Source organism: Anaerovibrio sp. (genome assembly GCF_051866355.1).
In the GTDB taxonomy this organism is placed as follows: domain Bacteria; phylum Bacillota; class Negativicutes; order Selenomonadales; family Selenomonadaceae; genus Anaerovibrio.
In genome coordinates this window covers 1-9567 of sequence record NZ_JBJDWZ010000152.1, presented here as the reverse complement: position 1 = coordinate 9567, position 9567 = coordinate 1, and the positions used below count along the sequence as shown (strand labels likewise).

At 53.2% G+C, this 9567-nt stretch carries 9 protein-coding genes and 1 pseudogene; 2 read left to right on the top strand and 8 right to left on the bottom strand.

Translation table 11 applies throughout. The annotated features are described in order from the left end of the window. Positions 1-120: 120 nt before the first annotated feature. The 5 genes and pseudogenes from ACI3UA_RS08055 to recO all read right to left on the bottom strand — a co-directional run bounded on the left by ACI3UA_RS08055 (position 121) and on the right by recO (position 4256). The gene (locus ACI3UA_RS08055; protein WP_439724299.1) at positions 121-801 is read right to left on the bottom strand and encodes a class I SAM-dependent methyltransferase; all 681 of its coding nucleotides are present in this window, start codon (positions 799-801) and stop codon (positions 121-123) included. Between the two features lie 39 nt (positions 802-840). Further along, a complete protein-coding gene (gene era / locus ACI3UA_RS08050; RefSeq protein ID WP_439724300.1) occupies positions 841-1740 on the bottom strand; it encodes a GTPase Era in 900 nt (299 codons plus the stop codon). A gap of 120 nt (positions 1741-1860) precedes the next feature. Then, a pseudogene (gene ybeY / locus ACI3UA_RS08045) lies at positions 1861-2337 on the bottom strand (rRNA maturation RNase YbeY); the annotation flags it as partial. A gap of 66 nt (positions 2338-2403) precedes the next feature. After that, the gene (locus ACI3UA_RS08040; RefSeq protein WP_439724298.1) at positions 2404-3420 is read right to left on the bottom strand and encodes a PhoH family protein; all 1017 of its coding nucleotides are present in this window, start codon (positions 3418-3420) and stop codon (positions 2404-2406) included. Positions 3421-3500: 80 nt separating this feature from the next. Continuing rightward, entirely contained in the window at positions 3501-4256 is a 756-nt protein-coding gene (recO, locus tag ACI3UA_RS08035; RefSeq protein WP_439724297.1) for a DNA repair protein RecO, read from the bottom strand. 182 nt (positions 4257-4438) lie between these two features. Here recO and ACI3UA_RS08030 point away from each other — a divergent pair, with 182 nt between their 5' ends. Then, positions 4439-5272, top strand: a complete 834-nt coding sequence (locus ACI3UA_RS08030) for a deoxyribonuclease IV (protein WP_439724296.1) — start codon at positions 4439-4441, stop codon at positions 5270-5272. A gap of 90 nt (positions 5273-5362) precedes the next feature. On the opposite strand, the gene ACI3UA_RS08025 is transcribed toward ACI3UA_RS08030, so the two are convergent. Next, positions 5363-6349, bottom strand: coding sequence for a Gfo/Idh/MocA family protein (locus ACI3UA_RS08025; protein ID WP_439724295.1), 987 nt, complete (start codon positions 6347-6349; stop codon positions 5363-5365). 299 nt (positions 6350-6648) lie between these two features. Here ACI3UA_RS08025 and ACI3UA_RS08020 point away from each other — a divergent pair, with 299 nt between their 5' ends. Then, positions 6649-8073, top strand: a complete 1425-nt coding sequence (locus tag ACI3UA_RS08020) for an acetyl-CoA carboxylase biotin carboxylase subunit (RefSeq protein WP_439724294.1) — start codon at positions 6649-6651, stop codon at positions 8071-8073. Between the two features lie 107 nt (positions 8074-8180). On the opposite strand, the gene ACI3UA_RS08015 is transcribed toward ACI3UA_RS08020, so the two are convergent. Continuing rightward, a complete protein-coding gene (locus ACI3UA_RS08015; protein WP_439724293.1) occupies positions 8181-9047 on the bottom strand; it encodes an NAD(P)-dependent oxidoreductase in 867 nt (288 codons plus the stop codon). A gap of 34 nt (positions 9048-9081) precedes the next feature. Beyond that, entirely contained in the window at positions 9082-9486 is a 405-nt protein-coding gene (locus tag ACI3UA_RS08010; RefSeq protein ID WP_439724292.1) for a PaaI family thioesterase, read from the bottom strand. Positions 9487-9567 lie beyond the last annotated feature (81 nt).

The window sequence follows — 9567 nt, the reverse complement described above, 5'->3', positions numbered from 1 at the left end:
AAATATCAAACTATATTCAATATATGCTCGAAGTAACAATCAAGCACTACGAAAACTGAAATTTCCTTCAATAACCCCCATTACAACTCTAACATGAAAAGATATTGCCAAAGCATATTTTTACTTCACGGCAACCAGCACGGAAAACTTGTGATAGCTGTAGACACACTGCACATCACGGAAGCCACAGCGGCGCAGCATAGCCAGCTCCGCCTCCGTGGAGCATTCCCTATCCAGCTTCCGCCTTTCCAGCCACAGCTCAATGTCATGGCTGCTGAGCCCGCTTTTTTCCAGCTGGCCCTCCCAATAGCTGTCAAGCCAGCGGCTCATGCCCGGACTATCGGCGCAGAACTGGTCATAATTGACAAACAGTCCCCCCTCCGGAAGTCCGGCATATATATCACGAAACAGCTTCTCCTTGGCCTTATCCTCCAGATGATGTATGGACAGGGCGGACATTATCACATCAAAAGCCTTCTCCGGAAGCTCTTTGGTGTAATCCTGCACCAGATAGGATACATTGTCAACACCTGCAAATCTCTGCCGTGCTACCGCCAGCATTTCCTCTGCCACATCCGTCAGCACATACTCCGTATCGGGACTGTACTTGTACCAATGATACGTCAAAAGCCCCGTTCCCGCTCCCAGGTCAAGAACCTTTGCCGGCTTCCTGATATTGGACAGCAAAAATCTGGTTGCTCCATCGTAATAATCATCAAAGCATGGTATAAACCGTTTCCTGTTGGCATCATATTCCCCTGCCACCCTGTTAAACTGCTCTTCCAGCAGATTGGTTCCCATAGCCATACATCTCCCCAAATAAAACCATCTTGCTATCCATCAATCCTGAAAACCGAAGTCCCTGAGAATATTATCCCTGTTGCGCCAGTCCTTCTTGACCTTCACCCACAGATCCAGGAACACCTTGCATCCCAGCAGCATCTGAATATCGGCTCTGGACTGGGCACCGATTTCCTTCAGCAGGGCACCTCGCTTGCCGATGACAATGCCCTTCTGTGATTCACGCTCCACATAGATTGTCGCCCTGACATACATATCCCCGTTGTCCCGCGGCTTCATTTCCTCGATATCCACAGCGATGGCGTGAGGAATCTCCTCTCTCGTCTGCAAAAGAGCCTTCTCACGGATAAGCTCCGCCACAATCAGCCTTTCCGGCTGGTCGGTCACCATGTCCTCCGGATAATACTGCGGCCCCTTGGGCAGATATTTCTTTATCTCTTCCAGCAGACCGTCAAGATTGTTTTCCTCCTTGGCGGAAATCGGCACAGTAGCCGCAAAATTGTACCTGCCGTTGTAGCTGGTGATAATCGGCAGCAGCTGCTCCTTGTCCTCCAGCAAATCGAGCTTGTTGATAGCCAGAATCACGGGCTTGCTGGTTGCCTGCAGGCGCTCAAGGATATACTGCTCACCTGGTCCGAATTTCTCCGTGGCATCTACCACGAAAATAACGGCGTCCACTTCCTTGAGGGTTCCCTCGGCGGCGCGCACCATGTATTCCCCCAGCTTGTGCTTCGGCTTGTGAATGCCCGGCGTATCAAGGAACACCATCTGCACATCCTGCTGGGTAAGCACGCACATAATACGGGTGCGGGTGGTCTGTGGCTTGTCGGACATAATGGCAATCTTCTGGCCTATCAGGCTGTTAATCAAGGTGGACTTGCCCACATTCGGGCGGCCGATGACTGCCACAAAGCCGGATTTGTGCGTCTTCGGGTCGATTTTGAACTTTGGCTCCGGCGACAGCTCTCCCGGCCCTATTTCCCTGTCCTTGCCCATGGCAGCCTTGTTCACGGTAATCTGGGCCTCCTGCGCCAGAGGCAAAACCATGCCCTTGCCGTCACGGGAAATTCCCAGCTTGCCCATGATGTACCGTTGCTCCTCCTCCATCTCCATGCGCTCTTCTTCTTCCATGTGGTCATAGCCCAAAAGATGCAGCATGCCGTGCACGGTCAGGAAGGACAGCTCCCTCTCCATGCTGTGGCCATATTCCTGGGCCTGCGCCCAGGCGCGCTCCAACGAAATAATGATATCACCCAGTACCTCAAGCTCCGGGCCGTCCTCAATCTCCGGCTCCTCGCTGTCCACAAAGGCAAAGGACAGCACATCCGTCGGCCTGTCCAGCCCCCGGTACTCAAGATTGAGCCTGTGTATATGCTCATCGTTGGTCAGGGTTACGCTGACCTCACTGCTCTCCACATCATACAGGGGGCCGGTAATTTCTACCGCCTTCCTGACAATATTTTCCAATTCCTCCAGACTGCCCATCTCCGCCGGCAGCTGCAAATTCTCAGGCTCCCGCCCGATGATAATCTCCATTAAAATCTCCTTTAATCAAAAATAACTATGCCCGACCTTATTGCTTTCCAGCTTTTCAGCCTGCCGCTATCTGCCTTCCGCCCGACCAGACTTGCCATCCTGCAGCTTTTGCACATTCTGCAATTTCTTTTCGTAGGCCGCATAGGCTTCTACAATCCTCGTTACCACATCATGGCGGATAACATCCATCGGCTCCATGCGCACAATGCCGATGCCCTTTACCCCGTCAAGGATTGTCGCCGCCTCCACCAGACCGGAGGTAACACCCCTCGGCAGGTCAATCTGCCCCGGATCGCCTGTCACCACCATCCTTGAGCCGAAGCCCAGGCGGGTAAGGAACATCTTCATCTGCTTGTCCGTGGTATTCTGCGCCTCGTCCAGAATGACAAAGGCATTTTCCAGCGTCCTGCCACGCATATAGGCAAGGGGAGCAACCTCGATAACGCCTTTCAGCATCAGCTTCTGAAAAACATCCTGCCCCAGAATATCCTGCAGGGCATCATACAAAGGCCGCAGATAAGGATCCACCTTCTCCTGCAAATCGCCCGGCAAAAAACCCAGCTTCTCACCGGCCTCCACCGCCGGCCGGGTGAGAATCAGCTTTTCCACCTCGCGATTCCTGAGCGCCGCACAGGCCAGCACCACTGCCAGATAGGTCTTGCCCGTGCCGGCAGGCCCTACGCCGAAGGTAATAAAGTTGTGCCTGATGGCATCCACATATATCCTCTGCCCCAGTGTCTTGGGGCGGACATGGCGGCCGCGGGAGGTGACGAGAATGGTGTCACTGAAAAGATTGTGCAGGGCCTCGCCCCTGCCGCCCTTCATCAGCCCCACACTATACCGTACCTCGTGCATGGTAATGGCCGTTCCCTGCCGGTAGAGATACTGCAGCTCACGCATAATCTTCGCCGCCTGCTCCACCTCGCCGGCCTCGCCGCTGATGGAGATGGTCTCCCCCCGGCTGATAAACCTGGCGTCAAAGTTCTCCATCAGCACCCGTACAAACTCATCACGCTCGCCCAAAAGCGCCTGGGCCTCCTGCCTGTCCTGAAATTCAATAATTTCCTCTGCTGCCTTTTGCAATAACGCACCCTCGTTTCTATAAAAATAAAATTAAAATCTCTCTGCCAAATTTATTACAGCCGGACTGCACCCGACCCGCTTCAGCCAATCTGTCTGATAAAATCCAGCGATTTTAGCGGCCTTTCAAATATGTGATGCAGATACCCCAGCAGCAATGCCTCTGCCGCCACCAGCGTCCTGCCGCTGACCGTAAAGGACGGCTTGCTCTGCCAGTCCAGCTCCAGAAGCTGCAAAATAAACTCCCTGACCTCACTGCCATAGCCAAGCACATGATACCCTCCCGGCTCACGCATCCTTTCTGCACCGCACCTTTCGCACAAGGCGCCGCCCAGGTCAAAGGAAAAATACCCGTCCTCGGCCAGCTCATGATTGCACTCGGCACAATACCGGTAGCTCATCTGCATACCGGAGTATTCCAAAAGCTGATAGGCCGCCGCCAGTGCCGCCACCCGCGGATTGCGGCCGCCGAAGGCCGCAAATATCTCCAGAAGGCGGTTGTACATGTCCTGCTGGGGAAAATTCTCAATGGCCAGCCGGCTGGCTGTTTCCGCCACAAAGGCGCCATAGGCCATCGCCGTAAAATCCGTGCTCATCACCCGATAGCCACGTATCAGCGAACAGCCCCTTATCGTATCCAGCCTGTCCCCTTCCCTGACCTGTACCTCGACCTGGTTGAACATCTGCAACGAGCCTGCCAGCGGGCTTTTCGGCCTGCGGCACCCGAAGGCCACAGCCTTGATGCGTCCCCTTTCCGGGGACAGAAGTGTTATGATTTTGTCTGCCTCACCCCAGTTTTTTATACCGATGATGATAGCCTCCGTAGTATATTGTGCCATCGCCGCTCACTCTGATTTCCATGTATTGCCCTGCCTGCCGCCTTCGCGGGGAAAGCCGCCTGCAGTCAATATCTCTCCTAAAAATAGTCAGATATAGTTTATTTTACATCATACAGGCAAAAAAACAAAATAATTTTTTCATGGCAACACAAATGTGGTATGATTAGGCCGAGGTGAGCTTTATGTTAAATATCGGCAATCATGTATCCTCTTCCAAAGGCTATCTGGCCATGGGCAGGGAGGAAGTTTCACTGGGCGGCAATGTCTTCGCCTTTTTTACCCGCAATCCCAGAGGCGGCAAGGCCAGGGACATCAATCCCGATGATGTTGCCGCCTTTCTGAAATACAAGGAGGAAAACCATATCGGCAGGCTGGTGGCCCATGCCCCCTATACTCTCAATCCCTGCGCCCTCAAGGAAAATGTCCGGGAATTTGCCCTCTCCGCCATGACAGATGATTTGAAGCGGCTGGAATACACTCCCGGCAACTACTACAATTTTCATCCCGGCTCCCATGTAGGGCAGGGTTCCGAAGCGGGCATCGAGCTTATCGCCGGTCTTCTCAATCAGGTATTGCGGCCGGAGCAGACTACAACCGTACTGCTGGAAACCATGTCCGGCAAGGGCACGGAAGTGGGACACAGCTTTCAGGAGCTGAGGGCAATCATCGATCGCACGGAGCTTGACAGCCATCTGGGTGTCTGCCTCGATACCTGCCACGTTTACAGCGCAGGCTACGATATTGTCAACAATCTGGACGGCGTATTGGCAGAGTTTGACGAGGTTATCGGCCTTGACCGGCTGAAGGCCGTTCATCTTAATGACAGCCTGACCCCCTTCAATTCCCACAAGGACCGCCACGCCAGAATCGGCGCGGGCAGTCTGGGGCTGGATGCCATCATCCGCATCACCAATCACCCTCTGCTGAAAAAACTGCCCTTCATTCTGGAAACACCAAACGACAATGACGGATACCGGCAGGAAATCTCCCTGCTGCGGGAAAACTATTCCGGATAAAGCAAAGGACATGAAGCATGTACTGCAAAAATGCAGTCTGCGCCATGTCCTTTTTGTTTTATTTTGTTTCAGCCGTCAATATGGCCGAGCTTACCATTCCTCGCCGGGATACTTCATGTTCCATGACTTTCTCATGCGCGTCATAATCTCCATGACATCGCGGGAATATGCCAGCTGCATGCAGGAGGCATCCCCGCTCCTGACGGCTTCCTCCATGTCCAGCATCTCATAATACAGGGCATTGGCAGTTTCCCCTGCCTCCACAGGCGTCACCTGCCCTGTTTCCGCATCCACAATAACCGCCTTGTCAGCACGAGGGTATTCCATAATCTCGATATATCCCTTTTCACAGCTAATCATGGCGCGCTTAGGCTGCTTGGAGTGCATGGACAGCGCCACCGTAGCCATCTGTCCCCGTCCGTTCTTCAGCAGCATGGTGGCCATCTCGTCAGAGCCTGTCGGCGAAGCCTGCCACTGGCTGACAATATCCTCCGGCCTCTCATCCATAAAGCTCCTGACGATGGACAGGGCGTACACGCCGATATCCAGCATGGCACCACCGGCCAGCTCCATGTTGAAAAAGCGGTTTTTCATGTTGTATTCCTTGAAACTGCCAAAATTCATGGTAATCAGCTGTACCCTGCCCAGGCGGCCGCTCCTGACAATCTCCCACAGCTTCTTGTAAAGCGGCATGTGCCAGATGGTCATGGCCTCCGCCAGCACCAGCTTCTTCTCCCCCGCCAGCTCAATCATCTCGTCCAGCTCACGGCTGTTCAGGGTAATCGACTTCTCCACAAAAAGATGCTTACCGTGGGCCAGTGCCTTTTTCATAAAGCCGTAGTGGGTGTTGTGCGGGCTGGTGATATAGATAATGTCCACCGCCTCATCCGTAAACATGTCGTCAATCCGGTCATAGACCTTCTGCACGCCGTATTTTTCCGCAAAAGCCACGGCCTTCTGGTGGGTCCTGTTGCCGACAGCATACAGGTTCTTGCCCATCTTCTGCAGTGCCTCGGCCATCTGATTGGCGATTACGCCTGTGCCCAGCACAGCCCAGTTCAAATTCTCCCTTGCCATAAAAAACCTCCTTGAATATAAAAAACTCATCCTCCCGTGTTTTCCATATCCCCATTATTATACCCCATGAAAGTTGTTTTGTATAATATTTCGCAGAATATTGAGTACCTTGCCTGCCGTGGATTTCATTCATATTGTTATCATTTATGAGCATTATAATAACAGTGTCGGATTATTTAAAATTACTATGCTGTGCTTCTATTATATTATTGCTTTTGTCTATAATAAGTAGTAAAATAAACCTATCGCGAATTTGTTATACAAATTATTGCTGATAAAATCTGAGGAGGGAACCGTCTATGTTTAAGCGAATTCTTATTGCCAACCGCGGCGAGATTGCCGTGCGCATCATCCGCGCCTGTCAGGAGCTGGATATCGAAACCGTTGCCGTGTACTCTGATGCCGATGCCAACGCCCTGCACGTCCAGCTTGCTGACTTTTCCTTTAACATCGGCCCGGCAGATGCTGTGGAAAGCTACCTGAACATGAATGCTATCCTGGCCGCGGCCAGGGAAACAGGCGCCGATGCCATTCATCCCGGCTATGGTTTTCTCTCAGAGAATGCCGATTTTGCCGATATGGTCACCAAGGCAGGGCTGACATGGATAGGGCCGCTGGCAGTCACCATCCGGCAGGTAGGTGACAAGGATGTGGCCCGCGCCGCCATGGAGCCATCCGGCATCCCTATGGCCAAGGGCAGTGACCCCCTGACCAGCAACGAGATGGCTATGGAAGCCGCCAAGGCCGTCGGCTACCCCGTCATCCTGAAACCTGTTTCCGGAGGCGGCGGCAAGGGCATGTTCGTGGCCCACAACGCCAAGGAGCTTACGGATATCCTCAACGTGGTTGACGTGAAGACGACAAAGTTTTATTTTGAGCATTACATCGAGCGGTCACGCCACATCGAGGTGCAGATTGTAGCCGACAACTACGGCTCCATCATCCATCTGGGAGAGCGTGAATGCTCCCTGCAGAGGCGCAACCAGAAGCTTTTGGAGGAATCGCCGTCCATCGCCCTCACGGATGCCATGCGTAAGGAGGTGGGCCTTTTAGCTGTCAAGGCCGCCAAAAGCGTGCACTATACCAACATAGGCACCGTGGAATTCCTGCTGGATTTGTCCAACAACCAATTCTATTTCATGGAAATCAATCCGCGCATTCAAGTGGAGCACGGCATCACGGAAGCTGTTACCGGCATTGACCTGGTGCGGACCCAGATAAAGATTGCGGCAGGGGAACCGCTGGAAATCTCCCAGCAGGACGTCAGCTTTCAGGGGCATGCTATTGAGTGCCGCATCAACGCCGAGGACCCCGACAAAAACTTTATGCCGTCGCCGGGAAAAATCACCAAATGGCATGAGCCTGGCGGCCCGCGGGTACGCTTTGACAGCGGCTTTACCTCGGATTTATCCATTGAGCCGTACTACGATTCCCTGATTGCCAAAATTATCACCAGAGGGCGTACCCGCGGTGATGCCATCAAAATTATGGCAAGGGCGTTGAAGGAATTTCAGGTGGAAGGGGTCAAAACCACCATCGCCCTGCACCAGCGGATTCTGGAGGATGATTATTTCCGCACCGGCAATATCGACACGCAGTTTGTCAAGAACCGGCTGCAGGTCTACGAAACCACGCCTTCCAAGCGTTCCTTGAAAGAATTGAAAACTTTCGCCACAAAATTAAACGAGATAAATTACGAAAACCTTTTGAATCTCATCAATTAACCCTATTCCCGGCGCGGCCGGCCTTATCAGCCGACCGTGCCACAAAAAAACAGGGATGCCGCATGCACTGCCAGATGGTAAGCCATGCAGTCATCCCTGTTTTGTTTTTAGCCCAGATACCAGTGGATAATGGCCTGTGTGCCCTTGTCCTCCATGCCACGCCCGGCCAGCTGGTCATAAAGCTCCCTGGCCTTGTTCAGCCCCGGCAGTTCCAGCCCTGCTTCTTCCGCCGACTCAATGGCAATACGCATGTCCTTCAGGAAGTGCTTTATGTAAAAGCCCGGCTGGTCATCACCCTTCAGCATGCGGCGGCCCAGATTGGACAGCGACCATGAACCGGCCGCACCTGTCTCAATGGTTTCCAGCACCTTCATGGCGTCCAGCCCCATTTTCTGCGCATAGGCCAAAGCCTCCGCCACCCCCAGCATGCCTGCGGCAATAGCAATCTGATTGGCCATCTTCGTATACTGGCCGGAACCGGCCGCACCGAAGTAATTGATGGTTTTGCCCATGGCCCTGAACACAGGCAAAAGCTCATTAAAGGCCGTTTCATCACCGCCGGCCATAATGGCAAGGGAAGCATTGCGCGCCCCCAGATCACCGCCGGATACCGGCGCATCCACAGAGGCAATCCCCTTCTCCCTGGCCGCCTCATATATCCTCCTCGCCAGCTTCGGGCTGGAGGTGGTCATGTCCACAACGAAGCCGCCCTGCTTGGTGGACAGCACGCCGTTCTCTCCCAGATATACTTCCTCTACATCCCGTGGATAACCTACCATGGAGATTACCACATCCGCATCCCCCGCCAGAGCCGCCGGCGTATCGCACCACTTCATCCCGCTGTCCAGCAACGGCTGTGCCTTGGCCCTGGTTCTGGTATAGACGGACAGCTCATAACCGGCATTCTGCAGATGCCTTGCCATGCTGCTGCCCATAACACCTGTGCCGATAAAACCGATTTTCCTGATTGCCATGTGAATTCCCCCTGTTCAAAAAGTTGCCAAAGCCTTATATCTTTTCTTCTGACAGATGCATGCCTGTCGTCGTGACGGAAGCCACCGGGCGTCCGCCCCCATCTGTGATTTCTACCTCAAAATAGCTCATTTTCCTGCCGGCCTTGATGCAATAGCAATTGGCATTCAGCCTGTTATCTCGTGGCTGATCCATGTAGATGATGTTACTGCTGACCGTTACGGTAAAATTCCCCTCATGATTGGCCGCCACCGCAAAGGCAAAATCTGCCAGCGTATACACTACGCCGCCCATAACATGATGGTGGGCCGCATAATGCCTCTCATCAATATCCAGATGGCATTTGGCACATCTGTGACCAACCTCATCAATCACTACTCCTGTCAGCTCCACCGCATATTTATCACGATAAAAATGCGCTCTGGCTTTTTCCAGTGTCATAAACCGCTCTCCTTTGTCACAACCAGCTCCACTTTTTCTCTATGTCATATGGATTGTGCTACAACCCCACACCATGAGCTT

Coding starts and splice junctions, on each gene's coding strand:
- ACI3UA_RS08010 (WP_439724292.1), bottom strand. CDS start 9,486: ATGACACTGGAAAAAGCCAGAGCGCATTTTTATCGTGATAAATATGCG.
- ACI3UA_RS08020 (WP_439724294.1), top strand. CDS start 6,649: ATGTTTAAGCGAATTCTTATTGCCAACCGCGGCGAGATTGCCGTGCGC.
- ACI3UA_RS08030 (WP_439724296.1), top strand. CDS start 4,439: ATGTTAAATATCGGCAATCATGTATCCTCTTCCAAAGGCTATCTGGCC.
- ACI3UA_RS08055 (WP_439724299.1), bottom strand. CDS start 801: ATGGGAACCAATCTGCTGGAAGAGCAGTTTAACAGGGTGGCAGGGGAA.
- ACI3UA_RS08025 (WP_439724295.1), bottom strand. CDS start 6,349: ATGGCAAGGGAGAATTTGAACTGGGCTGTGCTGGGCACAGGCGTAATC.
- ACI3UA_RS08015 (WP_439724293.1), bottom strand. CDS start 9,047: ATGGCAATCAGGAAAATCGGTTTTATCGGCACAGGTGTTATGGGCAGC.
- recO (WP_439724297.1), bottom strand. CDS start 4,256: ATGGCACAATATACTACGGAGGCTATCATCATCGGTATAAAAAACTGG.